At 76.7% G+C, this 17,789-nt stretch carries 18 protein-coding genes and 1 tRNA gene; 8 read left to right on the top strand and 11 right to left on the bottom strand.

The window, feature by feature from the left end; translation table 11 throughout:
* Positions 1 to 78: 78 nt before the first annotated feature.
* Entirely contained in the window at positions 79 to 1,314 is a 1,236-nt protein-coding gene (locus QQY24_RS20325) for a glycoside hydrolase family 26 protein (protein WP_301974113.1), read from the top strand.
* Positions 1,315 to 1,325: 11 nt separating this feature from the next.
* On the opposite strand, the gene QQY24_RS20330 is transcribed toward QQY24_RS20325, so the two are convergent.
* The 8 genes from QQY24_RS20330 to QQY24_RS20365 form a co-directional block, all read right to left on the bottom strand.
* The gene (locus tag QQY24_RS20330; RefSeq protein WP_301976302.1) at positions 1,326 to 2,378 is read right to left on the bottom strand and encodes a GNAT family N-acetyltransferase; all 1,053 of its coding nucleotides are present in this window, start codon (positions 2,376 to 2,378) and stop codon (positions 1,326 to 1,328) included.
* A gap of 113 nt (positions 2,379 to 2,491) precedes the next feature.
* The gene (locus QQY24_RS20335; RefSeq protein ID WP_301974114.1) at positions 2,492 to 3,151 is read right to left on the bottom strand and encodes a lipopolysaccharide biosynthesis protein; all 660 of its coding nucleotides are present in this window, start codon (positions 3,149 to 3,151) and stop codon (positions 2,492 to 2,494) included.
* Complete coding sequence (locus tag QQY24_RS20340) at positions 3,148 to 4,305, bottom strand: glycosyltransferase (protein WP_301974115.1); 1,158 nt, start codon at positions 4,303 to 4,305, stop codon at positions 3,148 to 3,150. Before QQY24_RS20340 ends, QQY24_RS20335 begins: the two co-directional genes overlap by 4 nt.
* Complete coding sequence (locus QQY24_RS20345; protein WP_301974116.1) at positions 4,302 to 5,072, bottom strand: polysaccharide deacetylase family protein; 771 nt, start codon at positions 5,070 to 5,072, stop codon at positions 4,302 to 4,304. Before QQY24_RS20345 ends, QQY24_RS20340 begins: the two co-directional genes overlap by 4 nt.
* Positions 5,056 to 6,867 (bottom strand): lipid II flippase MurJ, encoded by a 1,812-nt coding sequence (locus QQY24_RS20350; RefSeq protein ID WP_301974117.1) that lies wholly within the window; start codon positions 6,865 to 6,867, stop codon positions 5,056 to 5,058. Before QQY24_RS20350 ends, QQY24_RS20345 begins: the two co-directional genes overlap by 17 nt.
* A gap of 74 nt (positions 6,868 to 6,941) precedes the next feature.
* On the bottom strand, positions 6,942 to 8,300 hold the full coding sequence (locus tag QQY24_RS20355; protein ID WP_301974118.1) for an O-antigen ligase: 1,359 nt from the start codon (positions 8,298 to 8,300) through the stop codon (positions 6,942 to 6,944).
* 3 nt (positions 8,301 to 8,303) lie between these two features.
* Positions 8,304 to 9,725 carry an exopolysaccharide biosynthesis polyprenyl glycosylphosphotransferase gene (locus QQY24_RS20360; protein WP_301974119.1) on the bottom strand — a complete coding sequence of 474 codons (1,422 nt, stop codon included), beginning with the start codon at positions 9,723 to 9,725 and terminating at the stop codon, positions 8,304 to 8,306.
* Positions 9,722 to 10,888 (bottom strand): glycosyltransferase, encoded by a 1,167-nt coding sequence (locus QQY24_RS20365; RefSeq protein WP_301974120.1) that lies wholly within the window; start codon positions 10,886 to 10,888, stop codon positions 9,722 to 9,724. The genes QQY24_RS20360 and QQY24_RS20365 overlap by 4 nt, the downstream gene beginning before the upstream one ends.
* Before the next feature lie 407 nt (positions 10,889 to 11,295).
* Between QQY24_RS20365 and QQY24_RS20370 the strand changes: the two genes are divergently transcribed.
* The 7 genes from QQY24_RS20370 (at position 11,296) to QQY24_RS20400 (ending at position 15,521) form a co-directional block, all read left to right on the top strand.
* Entirely contained in the window at positions 11,296 to 11,535 is a 240-nt protein-coding gene (locus QQY24_RS20370; protein ID WP_301974121.1) for a chaplin, read from the top strand.
* A gap of 162 nt (positions 11,536 to 11,697) precedes the next feature.
* Entirely contained in the window at positions 11,698 to 12,339 is a 642-nt protein-coding gene (locus QQY24_RS20375; protein WP_301974122.1) for a hypothetical protein, read from the top strand.
* 279 nt (positions 12,340 to 12,618) lie between these two features.
* Complete coding sequence (locus tag QQY24_RS20380; RefSeq protein ID WP_301974123.1) at positions 12,619 to 12,906, top strand: hypothetical protein; 288 nt, start codon at positions 12,619 to 12,621, stop codon at positions 12,904 to 12,906.
* 155 nt (positions 12,907 to 13,061) lie between these two features.
* Positions 13,062 to 13,196, top strand: coding sequence for a hypothetical protein (locus QQY24_RS20385; protein WP_301974124.1), 135 nt, complete (start codon positions 13,062 to 13,064; stop codon positions 13,194 to 13,196).
* Positions 13,196 to 13,780 carry a vitamin K epoxide reductase family protein gene (locus QQY24_RS20390; protein ID WP_301974125.1) on the top strand — a complete coding sequence of 195 codons (585 nt, stop codon included), beginning with the start codon at positions 13,196 to 13,198 and terminating at the stop codon, positions 13,778 to 13,780. The genes QQY24_RS20385 and QQY24_RS20390 overlap by 1 nt, the downstream gene beginning before the upstream one ends.
* Before the next feature lie 405 nt (positions 13,781 to 14,185).
* Positions 14,186 to 14,671 (top strand): tyrosinase family oxidase copper chaperone, encoded by a 486-nt coding sequence (locus QQY24_RS20395; protein WP_301974126.1) that lies wholly within the window; start codon positions 14,186 to 14,188, stop codon positions 14,669 to 14,671.
* Positions 14,655 to 15,521, top strand: a complete 867-nt coding sequence (locus QQY24_RS20400; RefSeq protein ID WP_301974127.1) for a tyrosinase family protein — start codon at positions 14,655 to 14,657, stop codon at positions 15,519 to 15,521. The genes QQY24_RS20395 and QQY24_RS20400 overlap by 17 nt, the downstream gene beginning before the upstream one ends.
* A 90-nt stretch (positions 15,522 to 15,611) precedes the next feature.
* Here QQY24_RS20400 and QQY24_RS20405 read toward each other — a convergent pair whose 3' ends face one another.
* From QQY24_RS20405 to QQY24_RS20420, 3 genes are all read right to left on the bottom strand, one after another.
* On the bottom strand, positions 15,612 to 15,899 hold the full coding sequence (locus tag QQY24_RS20405) for a chaplin (RefSeq protein WP_301974128.1): 288 nt from the start codon (positions 15,897 to 15,899) through the stop codon (positions 15,612 to 15,614).
* A 165-nt stretch (positions 15,900 to 16,064) separates the two neighbouring features.
* The gene (locus QQY24_RS20410) at positions 16,065 to 17,024 is read right to left on the bottom strand and encodes a D-2-hydroxyacid dehydrogenase family protein (protein WP_301974129.1); all 960 of its coding nucleotides are present in this window, start codon (positions 17,022 to 17,024) and stop codon (positions 16,065 to 16,067) included.
* Between the two features lie 546 nt (positions 17,025 to 17,570).
* A tRNA-Arg gene (locus QQY24_RS20420) sits at positions 17,571 to 17,646 on the bottom strand.
* Positions 17,647 to 17,789: the final 143 nt, after the last annotated feature.

The raw sequence follows: 17,789 nt of genomic DNA on the forward strand, positions 1-17,789 counted from the left end.
CGTCTTTCATATTGATATGACTGAGTGTCATTAGCCGGTCAAGACCCGGAGGCAGGGTGAGTGGGGAGAGGGGCGGTCATGGCTCGACAACGGCGCGGATCCCGGTCCGGGCGGCCGGTCGTGATCGCGGCCCTGATCGTGGCCGCGGCCGCGGCCGGCACGGCGGTCGGTCCCGGATTCGCCGCGGCCCCGGCGACGGCGCGGGCCGTCGGCCCGTCCGCCCCCGCTCCCGTCCCCGCACCGGTCGCTCCCGCACCCGCCGCCCCGGCACCGGTCGGCTCCGCCCAGGCCCCCCCGGCCTTCGGCGCCTTCCTCGACTCCGGTCCGCAGGGGGTGGCCCGGATGGCCGGACTGAGCCGCTGGCTCGGCGGGACCGAGCTGAAGGTCGCGCACACCTATCTGCCCGGCGGCCGCTGGCGCGACATCGAGGGCTCGCCGGGCTTCCTGGACGCGTGGGCGCACTGGCGGCGGGAGAAGGCCGACCGGATGCTCGTCCTCAACGTGCCCATGCAGGAGCGCAACGAGGACCACCTCCCCGACGCCGAGGTGCGGTCGTTGCTGCGGCAGGGCGCGGCCGGGGGGTTCGACCCCCACTTCCGCGCACTGGCCGAGCGGCTCGTGGAGCTGAAGGTGCCGGACACCGTGATCGTGCTCGGCTGGGAGATGAACGGCACCACCTACACGCACCGCTGCGGACCGGACCCCCGGTCCTGGAAGACGTACTGGAACAGGATCGTCACCACCATGCGGGCGGTGCCGGGCCAGAGGTTCCGGTTCGACTTCACACCGAGCCGCGGCCGGGACGCCGTCGCCTGGACCGAGTGCTACCCCGGTGACGGCACCGTCGACATCATCGGCATGGACTCCTACGACCAGCCGGCCGGAATGCCGTTCGACGAACAGGTGGCGGAGCCCTACGGCCTGCAGCAGCACGTGGACTTCGCCAAGGCCCACGGCAAGCCGGTCTCCTACCCGGAGTGGGGCCTCTTCCGCAACGGCGACAACGCCGAGTACGTCCGGCGCATGTTCGCCTGGTTCGACGCGCACCGGCCGCTGTACAACACGCTGACCGACTACTGCCCGCACGGCGTGTGGCAGTGTGCGGCCAACCCGGAGGCGTCCCGGGTCTACCGGTCCGCCCTGTACGGCCGCACCGGCGGGCCGGCCCCGGCGGCCCCGGCACCCGCGCCCACCGCGGCCCCGGGTCCCCGGCCGACGGCCACCCCGAGGACCGCGGCCGACTGCTCGCCGCTGGACCTGGGCGCCGGGGTCGAGCACTGGGCCGGCGGGTTCTGCCTCCGCTTCGACCGGTGATCGCGCGCCCGCTAGCGCGTGCGGTGTTGCCTCCACCGGTGCAGCACCTCCTTGCCCCGCTGCCGGGCCGCCGCGTCGCCCAGGGCGGCCGACAGCAGCGGGGCCGTCCGGCGCCGGGCCAGCAGCAGCCGCCGGTTGAGGACGGGTTCGGGACGCCAGTGGTGCTTGTACGGCTCGTCGCCGCGCAGCAGGCTCAGCGTGCCGTGGCCGCCCGTGCCGGTGTGCGCGGTCCCGGCGCACGCGTCCAGCAGCATCACGGCGACGTCCGCCTTCTGCGCGCGCAGGCGGGGGTGGGCCCCGTACAGGTAACCGCCGGCCAGGTTCCGCGACAGCAGCGTCACGTCGACGGCCAGCACCTCGTCCCCGATGCGGAACTCGGTCACGACGGCGTCCCCCGAGCGCACCATCGGGCCCACGGCCCGCACGAGGTGCTCGCGGAACCGGGGGCGCAGGTGTTCGCCCGTCACCTTCCGGCCCCGCCACTGCAGCCGGTGCAGTTCCAGCAGCCGGTGCAGCGCCGCCCCGACCTCCTCGGGGGCGACCGCGCGGCGTTCCACGCCCAGCGTCGCCAGCCTGCGCTGCTTGGCCCGCACCCGCTGGGCGGCCTTGGCGGACGGCAGCCGGGCGACCAGCCCGTCCAGGGGCACGGCGGGCAGTTCCAGGCAGAGGGAGTCCGGGAGCGTGCGGCGCGGGCCGGGCCAGCGGTCGTGGACCCGCTCCACCGCGGCGCCCGGCCGCACCTCCCGGAAGTCGATCAGCGCGGTGCGCGCCGCCCGGTGCAGCGCCCAGGTGAGGGCGTCGGCGGCGCGGCCGTCGTCGGCGTCGTCCAGCAGCACGTCCGCGTAGTCGGAGATCGTCCCGCCCAGCGGCACCAGCGCGGGCAGCGGACGGCGCACCAGCCTCAGCGGCGCCGCGGCCACGAGGTCGCCGTCGCGGCGCACCAGCAGCAGCCGCAGCCGCCCGGGTCCGCCGTACGACCGCCACCACGAGTGCAGCCAGGCGTGGCTCTGGAACGGGGTCGCAGCGGCGCACCCGCGGTACAGCCGGTTCCAGGCCGGGGCCAGTTCGGTGAAGGCGTCCTCGTCGGTGACGAGTTCGGTGACGAGGCCCGCGCCGGGCCCGGCGCCGGCTCCGGCGGGGTGTGCGGTGGGGGCGGCGTGCGCCGCGTACGTGGCCGTCACCGCTGACCCTGCGCGTCGGCGGCGACGGCCGGGCCGGGCACCGGGGCCGGACGCACCGCCGCCTCCTCCTCCGGCGGGCGCCGGGGCCGCACCAGCAGCGCGAGCCCGCCGAGCAGGCCGCCCGCGCCCGCCCCGACCAGGGCGGTCACGTCGGCGGACGCCGAGGCCGGCGCGGCCGGTTCGGCCGCGCGGGAGAACTGCAGGAGCCCCACGTGCGTGTCGGCCTTGACCGCGTTGGCGTGCTGGGTGAGGGAGCGGGCGACCGCGTTGGCCATGTCGGCGGCCCGCGCGGGGCGGTCGGAGGTGGCGGAGACGGCGACCATCGGGGCGTCCGGCGAGGTGGCCGTGCGCACGCTGTCGCGCAGGGTCCGCACCGGCACCCCGGCCCACACCTGCGCGTCCCCCAGCACCGCGAGCTGGGTGGCGACCCGGCCGTAGGCCTGGGCGAAGCCGAGCGCGGAGGCGGTGTCGGACTTGTCGGCGGGCACCGCGACGACGTAGCTGGTGGCCGTGTACGCCGGGGGCTTCAGCGCGCCGTAGGCGCCGCCGAGCAGACCGCCCGCGAGGGCCCCGGCCGCCACCAGTGACCAGGGCGGCAGCGAGCGGGCGCGGGGGACACGGAGGAGGCGGCGGTGCGGGGCGGGGTTCTCGGTCATGACGGACTGGCTCCCTGGGGGGATCGGGACGGGGGGACGGTGCGGGCGAGCGCCGCCGTGTAGACGTCCATGAGCCGGGCGGCGCTGCGGGTGATGCAGTAGTGGCGGGCGGCCTCGGGGGCGGTGCGCGGGCCGGGTCCCGCGGCGCGGACCGCGGCCAGCGCGCGGGCGTGGTCCTCCGCGCCGCCCCGCACCCGCAGGGCGTCCGGGGCGGCTTCGGGCGGCAGGTCCTCCAGCGCCGGGCAGGAGGCGTACCGCACCGGCAGCCCGGCCGCCAGCGCCTCCACGACCGCCAGGCCGAAGGTCTCCTCCGGGGACGGCGAGGCGAGCACGTCCATCGCCGAGGCCAGCGCGGGCAGGTCCGGGCCGGCGGACCCATCGGCCAGGTACGGCCGTTCCCCGGCGAACAGCACCCGGTCGGCCACCCCGGCCGCGTGCGCGGTGCGGCGCAGGGCGCCCTCCTCGGGGCCGCCGCCGACCAGCAGCAGCCGGCAGTCGGCGGGCAGGTGCGCCAGGGCCCGGACCAGCACGTCGAAGCGCTTGCCGGGAACGAGCCGGCCGATCCCGCCGACCACGAACGCGTCCGCGGGCAGCCCGAGCCGGTCGCGGGTGCGCAGCCGCCGTACCGGGTCGAAGCGGAACCGCTCCAGGTCGATGCCGTTGGGCACGACCTCGATGCGCGGCGCGGGCACCCCCCAGCGCCGCAGGCGCCCGGCGACCGTGGGGGAGACGGCGACGGTGGACCGGCCCAGCCGCTCGCCGGCCAGGTACAGCGCGCGTACGCCCGGTGTGAGCGGCCGGCCCTCCAGCTGCGAGTCGCCGAGGGAGTGCTCGGTGGCGACCACCGCGCGGACCCCGGCGAGCCGGGCGGCGATCCGGCCGTACAGGCAGGCCCGGTACAGGTGGGTGTGCACCAGGTCGTAACGGCCGCGCCGGACGATCCCGGCCAGGCGGGGCAGCGCGGCCAGGTCGCGGTTGCCGGCCATGCCGAGGTGCACCACCCGCACCCCGTCGGCGGCCAGTCCGTCGGCGACCGGCCCGGGATCGGTCAGCGTCACCACCTCGCACCGCACCGGCAGGTGCCGCAGCAGCAGCCGCAGCTGCTGCTCGGCGCCGCCCGCCCCGAGCCCGGTGATGACGTGCAGCACCCTCATCGGAGCCCCTCGACGGGACGGCGGCGCAGCCGGTGCAGCCGGTACTTCAGGAACAGGCGCACGGGGGTGTCGTTCTGCCCGACGTACACGCGGGGCAGCGCGTACGGACCGCTCAGCGCGCCGGGGTCGATGGCGCAGGCGTAGCCGTACCCGGCCTGCCGCACCGCGCCGGCGGCGCGATGGTCGACGGTCCCGTAGGGGTAGCAGAAGCCGGTTACCGGGGCGCCGGTCAGTTCCTGCAGCGCCGCCCGGCTCCCGGCGGTCTCGGCCCTGAGGGCGGTGTCGCCGGCCCGGGTGAGGTCGACGTGGGTGAGGCCGTGCGAGCCGATCTCCACGCCCGCCCGGGCGGCCTGCCGGACCTGGGCGGCGGTGAGCAGCGGCTTGCGCGGGCCCCGCGGGTCCCAGGCGTTGTCGCCGCCGAACCGGCCGGGCAGCACGAACAGGGTGGCCGTGCACCCCCAGCGGGCCAGCACGGGCAGGGCGCCGGTGAGGAAGTCGGCGTAGCCGTCGTCGAAGGTGAGCCCGACCAGCTTCCGCCCCTCCCCGCGGGCGCGGGCCGCCAGCAGCTCGGCCACCGACACGCCCCGCAGGCCACGTCGGCGCAGCCAGCGCAGCTGCCGTTCCAGCCGGGCGGGGGTGACCGTGACGCGGTAGGGGTCGTCGGAGCAGTCGCCGACGGAGTGGTACATGGCGATCCACGGGACCGGCCCGGTGCGGACCGGGGCCGGGGCGCCGGCGCGGACCGGGGACTCAACGGATGACGGCATGGGCGAGCCTTCGGGTCAGGGAGCGTACGGAGCGGAGTGCGGGTACCGGGCCCTGGGCCCCCAGGGCCCAGCCGAGCAGGGCGAAGACGACGGTCACGGTGGCGCCCCCGGCGGCGAGACCCGCGAGGGCGCCGGCGGGCCGGCTCGCGGCGAACGCCCCGGCCGGCACGGCCGCCGCCGCGGCCCCCAGCGGCCGGCCCAGCTCGCGCAGTACCGGCCCGACGCGGACGGGCACCCCGCGCGGCCGGCCCCGCCGGGCGGCGCGCATGCCGCACAGCAGCAGCGCGGCGGTCAGGGTGATGCCGGTGGCGTTGGCGGCGGCGATCCCGGCGACGCCCCAGGGGCCGGCCGCCGCGGCGCCGATCAGGAAGGTCGCGGTGATGCCGGCGCTCATCGCGCCGACCGGGTACCAGGTGGCGCGGCCGGCCGAGAAGTAGGAGCGGACCAGCACCCCCGTCAGGGTCTGGCCGAGCAGCCCGAGCGCGTACACGCGCATCACGCCCGCGGTCGCCGCGGTGTCCGGGGCGGTGAACGCGCCTCGCTGGAAGAGCAGTCCGACGATCTGCGGGGCGCAGGCCAGCACCGCGGCCGTGCCGTAGAGCACCAGGCAGGAGGCCACCGCGAGGTCGCGCTCCACGCGGGCGCGGGCCCGCTCGGTGTCGCCCTCGGCCAGGGCCCGCGCCACCGCCGGGAAGGTGACCGTGCACAGCATCATCGACAGCGTCATCGGGATCTGCGCGATCTTCTGCGCGTAGTTCAGGTGCGAGATGGCCCCGGCGGGCAGGTGCGAGGCGAGGAACCGTTCGATGAGCACCTGGGACTGCCGGCACAGCGCGAACAGCAGCACGGTGGCCATCAGCACCGCGTCCATGGGCCCCGCCCCGGCCCCCGCCCCGGCCCCCGCCCTCCCGGTACGGCGGCGCAGGCACCGCAGCAGCGACGGCAGTTGGACGAGCACCATCAGGCAGCCGCCCGCCGCCACGCCGAACGCGGCCGAGCGGACCCCCCAGTGACCGCCGAGGGCGTACATCGCCGTGATGATGCCCACGTTGTGGGCGACGTAGATGGCCGCCGACGCCACGAAGCGGCGGTGGGCCCGCAGGGCCGCGCTGCAGTACCCGGCGAGGCCGAAACTGAGCACGCAGGTCGCGGTGAGCCGGGTGCAGTCCACGGCGAGCGCCCGGTCGGCCAAACCGGGCGCGAGGCCCCCGACCAGCTGCGGGGCCAGCGCGGCGAGCAGGGCGCCCACCCCGGCGAAGGACAGTGCCAGCCGGGGCAGGGTGGTGGCGACCAGCGCCCGCACGGGGTCCCCGGGGGCGCCCTGCGCGCGGCGGGCCAGGGCCAGGCTGAACGCCGGGATCAGCGCGAACGCCAGCCCGTCCTCGATGAGCAGCGTGGCCGCGAACTCGGGCACGGTCCAGGCGACCAGGAAGGCGTCGGTGTCCCGTCCGGCCCCGAACAGCCGCGCCAGCGACTGGTCCCGCACCAGCCCGAACAGTGCACCGGCGACCGACAGGGACGCGGTGATCAGGGTGACCCGGGCGAGGAACCGCCCGGTGAGCGGGGGGTGGCCGGTGGAGGCGCCCGGGTGGGCCGGGCGGGTCGCGACGTCCGGGCCGGCTCCGGCGGGCGGGAGGGCCGCGGCGAGGGCACCGGCCGGTGCTCCTTCCCCGCCGCCGGGCCCGGACCGGTCACCCGCCCCCGGGGTGCCCGCGGTGAGCTTGTCCGCGCCGGTCCCGTCCGCGCCGAGCGCGCCCGTCCTGCGGGTGGCCGGCCCGGCGGCCTCGCTGATCACCGGTGCCGGTGCCGGTGCCGGTGCCGGTGCGGGGACGGGGCGTGGTGGGCGCGGGTCCCGGGACGGGGGCGCTGTCATCGCAGGGCGGCCTCTCCGACGGCCGCTCCCCGGGCGGTGGTGGCGGGGGGACCGTCCTCGGGGGCGACCGCGTCCGCGCCCACCAGGGCCCACCAGCCCGCGAGGCCGAGGCCCACCGCCGTCAGCACCGTCGACGGGCCGCCGATGTCGGCGTAGGCGAAGTCGACCAGCTGCCAGGTCAGCAGGCCGCAGGCGACCAGCGCGCACTCCCGGCCCCGGGCCGTGCGGCGGGTCCGGGCCAGACCGCGCAGGGCGCACACCAGCAGGGCCAGCCAGGCGCCCGCGAGGCCGAGCAGCCCGACCAGGCCCTGCTCGCTGAGGACCAGCAGGTACATGTTGTGCGGGGAGAGCAGGGGCTGCCTGCGGAAGGCGGCGCCCGCGCCCTCCGTGTCGCTGCCCGAGGACAGCGCGAGCGAGGCGTGCCCGTCCCGGTACTCGGGGAAGCCCTTCAGCCCGACACCGGTCAGCGGGTGCCCGCGCCACATGTCGGCGGCCGCCGCCCACATGGTGTACCGGTCGACGACCGACTGGTCGGGTGCGTCGGCGACCCGTGTGATGCTGCCGATCCGCTCGTGCAGCATCCCCGTGCCCACCCCGAGACCGCCCACCAGGACCACCCCCGCCGCGGCCGCGGCCGCGGCCACCCTCAGCGCCCGGCGCACCCCCGCCAGCACCAGTTGTGCGGCGAGCGTCACGGCGGTCGCGATCCAGGCGCCCCGGCTGAAGGACAGGGCCAGCGGCAGCAGCAGCACCGCCGCGCACACCCCGGCGCACGCACGCTCCCGTCCCGCGGGCCGCCCGAGCGCCAGCCCCACCGAGCAGACCAGCCCGAGGGAGACCACGGTCGCCATGCCCATCACGTCCGCCGCCCCGAAGGTGCCCACCGCGCGGACGTCCTCGCCCTGGTAGGAGGCGCCGGTGCCGGTGGCGTACTGCTGGACGCCGACCGCCCCCTGCCACAGCGCGAGTCCCACGAACGACCAGGCCAGCAGCCCGAAGTCGCGCCGTCCGCGGACCAGCAGCAGCACGGCGGCGGGGACGAGGACGAAGACCTGCAGGTAGCGGCCCAGGCCGGCGAGCCCGCTGCCCGGCGGGGCCGCGCCCATCGCGGCGAGCGCCAGACCGGCCACCGGCAGTGCGAGGACCACCGCGGCGGTACGGCTCAGGGGGCGCCGGCGCTCGCGCAGCAGCCGCACGGCGCAGTACCCGACGGCCAGCGCGGACAGCGCGTCCGCCGGGCCCGCGCCGCCCGCGCCGCCGGCGGGGACCGGCAGGGCGAGCAGCGCCACCACGGCCACCAGGGGCAGCACCGGGGACGGACGCGCGGGCCCGCGCGCAGACAGGGGGAGGGACACCGGTCAGCTCCCCGCGGAACGCACGAGCGCGGTGGCGGTGCGCAGCAGGATGCAGACGTCCTGCCACAGCGACCAGTTGTCGATGTAGGCGTTGTCGAACCGGGCCCGGTCCTCGATCGAGGTGTCCCCGCGCAGTCCGTGGATCTGCGCCAGGCCGGTGATCCCGGTCCGCACGCGGTGGCGGGCCGCGTAGCCCGGGTGGGCCTGGCTGAACCGGGTGACGAAGTAGGGCCGTTCGGGACGCGGGCCGACCAGGCTCATGTCGCCGCGGAAGACGTTCCACAGCTGGAGCAGCTCGTCCAGGGAGGTCCGGCGCAGGAAGCGGCAGAAGGGGCGCATCTCCCGCGCGCCCGCCACGCTCCACCGGGTCGCGGCCTCGTGCTCGTCCACCGGGCGGTGGGTGCGGAACTTCAGCAGCGTGAAGGGGCGCCCGTCCTGGCCGACGCGCTCCTGCCGGAACACCACCCCCGGCCCGCCGGTCAGCCGGAGCACCACCGCGCACACCAGCAGCACCGGACTGGCCAGCGCCAGCAGTGCCCCGGACACCACCAGGTCCAGCAGCCGCTTGCCGAGTCCGCCGCGCCGCCGGGAACCGAGCTCGAGCCGGTGCACGGGGAACCCGGCGAGCTGCTCGCGCGTCTCGTACGCCGGGCAGCCCGCGTCGACCTCCCACACGGTGCAGCCCGAGGCGGCCAGCGCCCGCAGCAGCGGACCCTGCTCGCCGCGCACGGCGGACCCGACGGTGAGCACGACCCGCACCCCGTTCTGGATGAGCGCCCGCTCCACCTCCTGGCCGGTGGTGAGCACCGGCAGTCCGCCGGTCTCCTCGCGGCGGTCGGTGACCACGCCCACCGGCCGCACCCCGCAGCGCGGGTGCCGCAGCAGCGCGGCCGCCACCTGCTGCGCGGTCGCGGCCGGCCCGACGACCAGCGCGGTGCGCGGACGGCGCAGCAGCGCCGCCCGCCGTCGCCAGTGCACGGCCCCGCGCCCCGCGCAGGCCGCCGCCGCGTGCAGCGTCCCGCCGAGCAGCAGGGCGCGCACGGACAGCGCGCGGCCGGGGTCGTGGGCGGCGAGCAGCGCGGCCAGGCCGAGCCAGGCGACCGCGATCCGGCCGCAGACGGCGGGCAGTTCGTCGAGCACGCCGGGCACCGGCCGCGTGGAGCGCGGGCGCAGCAGCAGCGCCGCCGACACCAGCGCGGCGATCCACAGCGGGTGGCGCGCGGCCCCGTCCAGGGACACCGCGCCGGCCAGTGCGGCGGCCAGGTCGGCGGCGAGCAGCGGCAGGCGTGAGGCCGGCCGGAGGGGCAGTCGGCGCAGCGGGAACCGGAGGCCGCCGGCGGGACGGGCCGGCAGGACCGAGACGGGCGGGTGTCCGGCGTCCCAGGGCTGCGCGCCGGGGGAGGGGACGGTGCTTTCCGCGGTCACGAGTGGATGGACTCCCTGCACTCGGAGGACATGGACGGGCGGGTGCCGAGGAGTTCGCGGTAGAGGTCCGCGACCCTCGCGGCGGTGTGCCGCACGTCGTGCGTGGACAGGACGTACCGGCGCCCCTGCTCGCCGAGCGACGCGCGCAGCGGTGCGTCGGGCAGCAGCGCGGCGACGGCTCCGGCCAGTGCGGCGGGATCCTCCGCAGGGACGAGGCAGCGCGCCGTGAGGGCGGGCGGCAGGCTCTCGCGGGCGCCGTCGACGTCGGTGAGCACCACGGGCCGCCCGCAGGCCAGCGCCTCCAGCGGGGCGAGGGCCATGCCCTCCCAGCGCGAGGGCAGCACCACCAGGTCGGCGGCCCGGTACCAGGGCACGGCGTCGGCGACGGCGCCGGTGAAGTGCACGCGGGGGTGGGCCCGCCGGCGCAGCGCGTCCCGGTCGGGGCCGTCGCCGACGAGCACCAGGCGGGCGTCCGGCAGCGCGCGCAGCACGTCGGGCCAGGCCCGCAGCAAGACGTCCTGGCCCTTCTGCCGGCACAGCCGCCCCACGCACACGACGAGCGGGGCCACCGGGTCCGTGTCCGGCAGCAGCGCGGCGCGGGACACGCCCGCGGGCACGGGGGTGAAGCGGTCGGGGTCGACCCCATTGGGGACGACGGCGTAGGAGGCGCGCACCCCGGCGCGTACACCGGTGGCACGCTCGGCCTCGCTGACGCACACCACCCGGTCCGCCCAGCGCGCGCCCCAGCGCTCCCAGTGCAGGGCCAGCACGGCGGTGATCCCGCCGACCGCCTCGAACGACCAGGCGTGCGGCTGGAACACGGTCGGGATGCGTCCGCGGACGGCGAGCCTGGCGGCCAGACCGGCCTTGGAGCTGTGCGCGTGCACCAGCTCGGGCCGCACCTCGTCGATGAGCCGGACAAGCCGCCGCACCTCGCCGGGCAGTGCCGGACCCGGTGACCGCCCGGCCCGCCACACCCGCACGTCGGCGCCCAGTTCCCGCAGGTCCGCGGCCAGTCCGCCGTCGGGGCAGCCGACCGAGACCCGCAGGCCGGCCGCGAGCTGGGCGCGTGCGAGGTCCCGCACGACGCGGGCCACACCGCCGTCCGCGGGCTGCGCGAGGTGCAGGACCCGTGGCAGGGGCTCGGGTGCTGGCTGGTGCATTCGCGGATTACCTCGCTCACGGGGCGCTCGGAACTGCGGGGTGGGTACGCGCCTCACACCGGCGCGCCCATGGCGACTTGGAGCGCGCCGGTCCACAACGCGTCCCGTGGGCAACGAGCCGGGCGCCCGGCTGGTCACCCCGTGGCGTGGAACCGCGCCGGGGCCGAACACATTCGGAGTCATGGCCCGACGGGTGGACGCGGACCGCACGTGCAGAAGAGAGCCGTAACGTTAGCGACTTTCCTTACTAATGCGGAGAAATGGGACGAGCGTGTCTGGAAGGTGAGGGCTTCTCGCCGGGTGCATCACCCCATTGGCGGCACAACTCGGCGAAGTGCCGGGCGTTGACACAGCGCCGGGCATCCCGCCCGGACGTTCGTGTCGACCCCTCCAAGGAGCACTTCTCCATGTCGCGTATCGCGAAGGGCCTGGTCCTGACCTCCGCCGCCGTCGCGGCCGCCGCCGGCGGTGCCGGCGCGGCCGCCGCCGACTCCGGCGCGCACGGCGCCGCCGCCCACTCCCCGGGCGTGCTGTCGGGCAACGTCGTCCAGGTCCCGGTCCACGTGCCGGTCAACGCCTGCGGCAACACCGTCAACGTCATCGCCCTGCTGAACCCGGCTTTCGGCAACGTCTGCGTCAACGACTGACGCCGGGGCGCCGCCCCTTCGGCCGGCCACCGCCCGGATCCCCCGGCCGGCGGCCGGTCCGCGCGTCCCCCGGATAGTTCACGCACGGTGCCGAGCGGTTGCGGACCGTGACGAGGGGTCCAACGGTGGGCTTGAGCCTCTGCCCGCCGAAAGGAATCTCCCATGCGTGGTCAGCCGGTGCGGCGTCTCGCGTCCACCACCCTCTGCGCCGCCGTCCTGGTCGGCACCACCGGTCCGGCCGCCGTCGCCGCCCACTCCGACCGCGAGCGCGGCCGCACGGCGTCCGCCGCGTCCGCGCCCGGCACGGACGCGCTCCGCGACCGGGCCGGGGCCCTGTGCGACCCCGGGACCGGGCTCGCCCCGGTCGCCGGCCTGCTGGACCGGGCCCTGGCCGACGGCCGCCCCCCGGCCGACGGGGCCCGCGCGCTCGCGGACGCGGGCGGGGCCGCCACCGCCGGGGCCGCCACCGCCGGGGTCACCGCCGCGCGGCCGGCCGCCGCCCCCACGGCGGCACCGGGCACCGCCGGCACTCCGAGCGCGCCGTCGCTGCCCGTGACGCCGCCCACGATCTCGACGGCCGCGTCCCCCTCGATGACCGGGGTGCCGCCGTTCCCTGCCGCGCCGGCCGCGCCGGGGCTGCCCCCCGGCGCCGGCGACGCCAAGGAACCCGCCGCCGCGACCTCCTCTCGGACGCCCTCGACGCGCTCCGGGCGGCGATCGACGGGCTGCTCGACGTCATCACCGGCCGGATCGACGCCGCGGCCGCCGGGGCCGACGTCACTGCCGACCAGGCGGACGGTGTGACCGACGCCGCCACCGGCGAGGCCGGCCGGTCCCGGAGGCCGACGACGTGCTGAACGACGTGGTCGGCCTGATCACCTCGACCCTGCTCGACAGCGGTCTGCCCGCCTCCTCGTCGAACCTGCCGTCCCGGCCGACCTGCCGTCCCGGTCGACCGGGCGTCCCGCGGACCCGGGATCTCATATGTCTTCCGCCCACGGGGTTTCCGGCCCGGCCGGAACTCGTTGGACACGGCGTCGCACATTCCCCGGGGTGACGCGAGTCGCCGAAGAAAGGAACACGATGAAGCCACTGAAGGCCGTCGTCGTCGTCGCCGGTTCCCTGGCCCTGGCCGGTGCCGCCGCGCCCGCGTTCGCCCACGACGCCGCCGACATGACGGCCCCGCACCTGAACGGCACGTTCAGCACGTTCACCAAGGGGCCGCTCGACGTCGGCGGCGCCATGCCGCTGCAACACCAGTCGGACGCGCTCAACACCGAGAACAAGGGCTCCGTGCTCAGTACGGCCAAGGGCGCCACCACCGCCCTCAACCAGCAGAAGCTGCTGGGCGGCCTGCCCCTGCAGCACTGAACGGCCACTGACCGCGGGGCCGGTGCCGCACCCGCGGAACCGGCCCCGCGGCGCGGCCCGGCCGCTCCCCCGATCGTGTGATGTGCCCCGGACACGGGGCCGGACGGGTGAGGAACGGCCGGGGCCCGCCACGGCCCGCCGATAGGGTCGCGCCGGTGACCCCGGCACCAGGCGGAACCCGCCCCTCGCGCACCACCGATCCCGGCACGCCCGCCCCGCCCGCCCGGCTCGCCGGGGGCACCGGGGGCGGCGCGCACGTCTTCCCGCCCGCGCGCGGCCCGCGCCGCTGATGCGCCGGTACGCGGGCGCCGGGCGCGCCTTCGCCCTCCTGCTCGTCATCACCGGGACGGCCGGGGTGTGGGCCTCCTGGGTCATCACCCTCGACAAGTTCAAGCTGCTCGGCGACCCGAACTTCGTCCCCGGGTGCGGCCTGAACCCGGTGGTGTCCTGCGGCAGCGTGATGGAGAGCGACCAGGCGTCGGCCTTCGGGTTCCCCAACCCGATGCTCGGCCTGGTGGCCTACGGCATCGTCGTCTGCGTCGGCGTGGGCCTGCTCGCCGGGGCCCGGTTCCCCGGCTGGTACTGGTTGCTCCTCGACGCCGGGTGCCTGTTCGGCGTCGGGTTCGTCTCCTGGCTGCAGTTTGAGTCGCTGTACCGGATCGACGCGCTGTGCCTGTGGTGCTGCCTGGCCTGGGCCGCGACGATCCTCATGTTCTGGTACGTCACGTCCGCCTGCGTGCGCGAGGGCTTCCTGCCGGCCCCGGGAGGGCTGCGGACCCTGTTCGCCGACTTCACCTGGGTGTTCCCGCTGCTGCACATCGGCGTCGTCGGGATGCTCGTGCTGACGCGCTGGTGGGACTTCTGGACCGGCTGAGGGAGGAACGACGAGCCGGTTGCCGCCGCGCCCGGAGAACCGCGCACGGGGCGCGTTCCCCGGCCCGTCGCGCGTACGGACGCCGGACGCCGGATCCCGCGTCCCGGAGGGCCCGTACCCGGCGTGAAGCCGCCCCGCACAGGAGCCCCCGCCGCTCCGGCGCGAACCCGGACCGGGCCCGTGCCAGTCCCCCGGCCCGCGCACCGCGGCCGGAACGCCCGCCGGCCTCCCCGGGCGGCTCTCCGCGTTCCCGGCCCCCGGCCCCGGCCCATCGGCCCGCCGGTCACCGGCCCCGGCCGCGGCCCTTGGCGGTCCGCGGCCCCCGTATGGCCCTGCGGGGGTGACCCCGCCCGCGCTCCGGCGGTTAGCCCGTGCGGACATCTGAACCGGGACGAGGAGCGAACGATGGTGGTCGGTGTCGGCGCAGTGGCGACGGGCGCGGAGCGGGGAGCCAGAGCGGGGGCGGCCGGACCGTCGCGCAGGGAGACGGCGCGGGGGCTGCTGGCCTCCGCCGCCGCCTTGGTGCTGGCCCCGCCCGTCACCGCCTCCCGGCCCGCGCCCCCGGCCGCCGGACCCGGCAGCGGCGTCTTCGACGAGACCTACCGGGGCCGCCGCATCCGGGGCGTGCCGGTGCCCGCCGCCGGCCGCGGGAGCGGCGCCGGCTGGCAGGTCACCGTCGACGGCCGCCTCCTGCACCTGATGCGCCGGGCCGACGGCACCTGGCTCAGCATGGTCGACCACTACGATGCGTACCGCACACCCCTGGAGGCGGCCCGCGCGGCCGTCGACGAGATGGGCCCCGGCCGACGGCTGCGCGACCCCGCGCCCGGTCCGGCCGGCCACGCCCGCACGGCGCACCACCGGGGAGGACCGCATGGCGTACGTGCGTAAGAACGCCGGCGCGCTCACCCGCACCGAACGCCGGCGCTTCGTCGACGCGCTGCTGGAGCTGAAACGGCGCGGCGAGTACGACGAGTTCGTGCGCGTGCACATCGACTTCTACACCGCCGACGGCGAGAACGGCCTGCGCACGGCCCACATGGCGCCCTCCTTCCTGCCCTGGCACCGCCGGTTCCTGCTGGAACTGGAGCGGGCGCTGCGCCGGGTGGACGCGTCGGTGACGGTGCCCTACTGGGACTGGACCCGGGACCGCACGAAGACCTCCGTGCCCTGGACGAAGGACCTGCTCGGCGGCAACGGCCGGCGCTCGGACCGGCAGGTGACGACGGGACCGTTCGCCTACGCGGCGGGGCACTGGACCATCAAGGAGGGGGTCACCGACGGCGGGTTCCTCACCCGGGACCTCGGCCGCTTCGCCGCCCCCGTCGAACTGCCCACCCGCGGCGAACTGCGGTCCGCCCTCGACGACCCCGTCTACGACGTCGCGCCCTGGGACTCGACGGCCGGCCGGGGTTTCCGCAACGGGCTGGAGGGCTGGGGGAGGGGCAGCGGCAGCGCCTCCTGGCGCAACCACAACCGGGTGCACCGCTGGGTCGGCGGCGCCATGCTCGGTGGCGCCTCCGTCAACGACCCGGTGTTCTGGCTGCACCACGCCTTCCTGGACCTGCAGTGGCACCGCTGGCAGCGCGCCCACCGCAACCACCGCTACCTGCCCGCGGACCCGCCCGGCCCCGGCGACGCGCAGCACGGGCGGGTCGTCGCCCGGCACGAGAAACTGCCGCCGTGGGACGAGACCCCGGACGAACTGGAGGACGTGAGCCGGATCTACCGGTACGCGTGAGGCGCCCCGGGAGCCGTGCCCGCGGGACACGGACACGGGGGAGAGCCCCGGCGCTCGAGGTGCCGGGGCTCTCCGCGCGTACGGGACCGGTCAGTCGCCGTAGCTGCCCGAAGCGGACTTGTCGGCCTTCCGGTGGCCGCCGTCGTTGACGCAGACGTTGCCGGCGGCCGGGTTCAGCAGGCCGACCACGTTGACGGTGTTGCCGCACACGTTGACCGGGATGTGCACCGGAACCTGTACCACGTTGCCGGACAGCACGCCGGGCGAGCCGACGGCCGCTCCCTCGGCGCCCGCGTCGGCCAGGGCGAGCCCGGCCCCCCCGATCAGCACGGCGCCGGTGCCGAGGGCCACGGCGGCTGCCTTCGCGATGCGAGACATCACGTCCTCCTTTGTTGCTCGACGAGCACGGCGGCAGGTGCGGCCACCGCACGCCCCGTTCAACGGCGCGGAGGGGTCCTGGTCACGCGGATCGTCCGGGCATCACTCCGGTGCCGCACGGGGAGGCGCGGGGAGCCGCGGGCGGCTGCCGGTGCCGGACGCGGCTCAGGGCAGCCGTCGTACCGGGGAACCGGCCAGGTAGGCCTGGATGTCCTCCACCGCCTGCCCGTAGTAGGTGGCGTAGTTGGCCCGGGAGACGTAGCCGAGGTGCGGGGTGGCCAGGAGGCGGGGCGCGGTGCGCATCGGGTGGTCGGCGGGCAGCGGTTCGACGTCGAAGACGTCGACGCCGGCACCCGCGATCCGGCCCTCGTGGAGCGCCGCCAGCAGGGCGTCCTGGTCCACGATCGCCGCGCGGGAGGTGTTGACGAGGTAGGCGGTCGGCTTCAGCAGGGCGAGTTCGGGGGCGCCGACGAGGCCGCGCGTGCGGTCGCCGAGGGCCAGGTGCACGGAGACGAAGTCGCTGCCGGCCAGCAACTCCTCCTTGGAGGCGGCGAGCTCCACGCCCACCTCCCCGGCGCGTTCCCCGGTCAGGTTCCGGCTCCAGGCGCTGACGCGCATGCCGAAGGCGAGGCCCACCCGTGCCACCCGGCTGCCGATCCTGCCGAGTCCGAGGAGGCCGAGCCGGCGGCCGTGCAGGTCGGCGCCCACCGTGGACTGCCAGGGCCCGCCGGAGCGCAGTGCGTTGCTCTCCTGGACGATCCCGCGCGCCAGACCCAGCAGCAGCGCCCAGGTCAGTTCCACCGGTGGCGTCGACGCACTCGCCGTACCGCACACGGTCACCCCGTGCGCCTCGGCGGCGGCGTAGTCGATGACGCCGTTGCGCATGCCGGAGGCGACGAGCAGTTTCAGCCGGGGCAGCCGGGCGATCAGCGTCCCGGGGAAGGGGACGCGTTCGCGCAGGGTCACCACGATGTCGAAGCCGCCGAGGGCCGCGGCGAGGGCGTCCTCCGACTCCGGGTGCTCGCGCAGCGCGACGACCTCCACCCGTTCCCCGATCACCGACCAGTCGGCCGACCCGGCGGCCACCCCCTGGAAGTCGTCCAGCACCGCACAGCGAAGTCGCACGTCGACCCTCCTCTCCCGACGGCGACTGTAACGGTCGTCCGTACCCGGCCGCCCACGGCCGGCGTACTCGGACGATGCCGAGTACGCACCCCCTGGTCACCGGGGCGGGGAGCCGAAACGCCGGGGGCACGGGCCAAGGGCTGGTGAAACCCCTCGCCCGGCTGCCGTGGTTCCTCGTGCCGGCCCTGGTGCCGTCGGCGGCGTGGGCCGCCCGGCTGGGCTGGGACCAGCACCGCGACGTGCGGCCCGACGGCACGGCGGCCGGCCCGTACGAGGCGTGGCAGGTGATCGGACCGGTGCTGACCCTGCTGGCACCGGTGCACTGGGCGGCGTCCCGGCGCCACGTCGCGGGCGCCGGGCTCGGCACCGCGCCCGGCCGCACCGCCGCCGCCTGCTGCGACTGGCCGGACGACTCCAGCGGCCTGTTCCTGGCCGGCGCGGGCCCGGTCACGAGGGGGGAGCCTCGCCGCCACGACCCTCGTCTCCACCGTGATCGCCGCCCGGCACCGGCACGGACGACGGACCGAAACGTGACGCTGCGGCGGATGGCGCCCCCGGCAGGACTCGAACCTGCGGCCAAGCGCTTAGAAGGCGCCTGCTCTATCCACTGAGCTACGGGGGCCTGGTGCGGGACAAGGATAGAGCTCCCCGTTCCTTGGCCCTGTCGCTTCGCCTCCGTGGCTCGATGTGGAGGTTCGGTGAAGCAGTCCTGATAATCGCAGGCAGGTACGAATCGTGCATCACTTTTGGCCACCCGACGGCCCG

This window comes from Streptomyces sp. TG1A-8, from assembly GCF_030499535.1.
Taxonomy (GTDB): Bacteria; Actinomycetota; Actinomycetes; order Streptomycetales; family Streptomycetaceae; genus Streptomyces.

Bases quoted from the DNA above. Each gene is read 5' to 3' on its own strand.
- QQY24_RS20325 (WP_301974113.1), top strand. From the start codon at position 79: ATGGCTCGACAACGGCGCGGATCCCGGTCCGGGCGGCCGGTCGTGATC.
- QQY24_RS20335 (WP_301974114.1), bottom strand. From the start codon at position 3,151: ATGACCGAGAACCCCGCCCCGCACCGCCGCCTCCTCCGTGTCCCCCGC.
- QQY24_RS20340 (WP_301974115.1), bottom strand. From the start codon at position 4,305: ATGAGGGTGCTGCACGTCATCACCGGGCTCGGGGCGGGCGGCGCCGAG.
- QQY24_RS20345 (WP_301974116.1), bottom strand. From the start codon at position 5,072: ATGCCGTCATCCGTTGAGTCCCCGGTCCGCGCCGGCGCCCCGGCCCCG.
- QQY24_RS20365 (WP_301974120.1), bottom strand. From the start codon at position 10,888: ATGCACCAGCCAGCACCCGAGCCCCTGCCACGGGTCCTGCACCTCGCG.
- QQY24_RS20370 (WP_301974121.1), top strand. From the start codon at position 11,296: ATGTCGCGTATCGCGAAGGGCCTGGTCCTGACCTCCGCCGCCGTCGCG.
- QQY24_RS20375 (WP_301974122.1), top strand. From the start codon at position 11,698: ATGCGTGGTCAGCCGGTGCGGCGTCTCGCGTCCACCACCCTCTGCGCC.
- QQY24_RS20380 (WP_301974123.1), top strand. From the start codon at position 12,619: ATGAAGCCACTGAAGGCCGTCGTCGTCGTCGCCGGTTCCCTGGCCCTG.
- QQY24_RS20390 (WP_301974125.1), top strand. From the start codon at position 13,196: ATGCGCCGGTACGCGGGCGCCGGGCGCGCCTTCGCCCTCCTGCTCGTC.
- QQY24_RS20395 (WP_301974126.1), top strand. From the start codon at position 14,186: ATGGTGGTCGGTGTCGGCGCAGTGGCGACGGGCGCGGAGCGGGGAGCC.
- QQY24_RS20400 (WP_301974127.1), top strand. From the start codon at position 14,655: ATGGCGTACGTGCGTAAGAACGCCGGCGCGCTCACCCGCACCGAACGC.
- QQY24_RS20405 (WP_301974128.1), bottom strand. From the start codon at position 15,899: ATGTCTCGCATCGCGAAGGCAGCCGCCGTGGCCCTCGGCACCGGCGCC.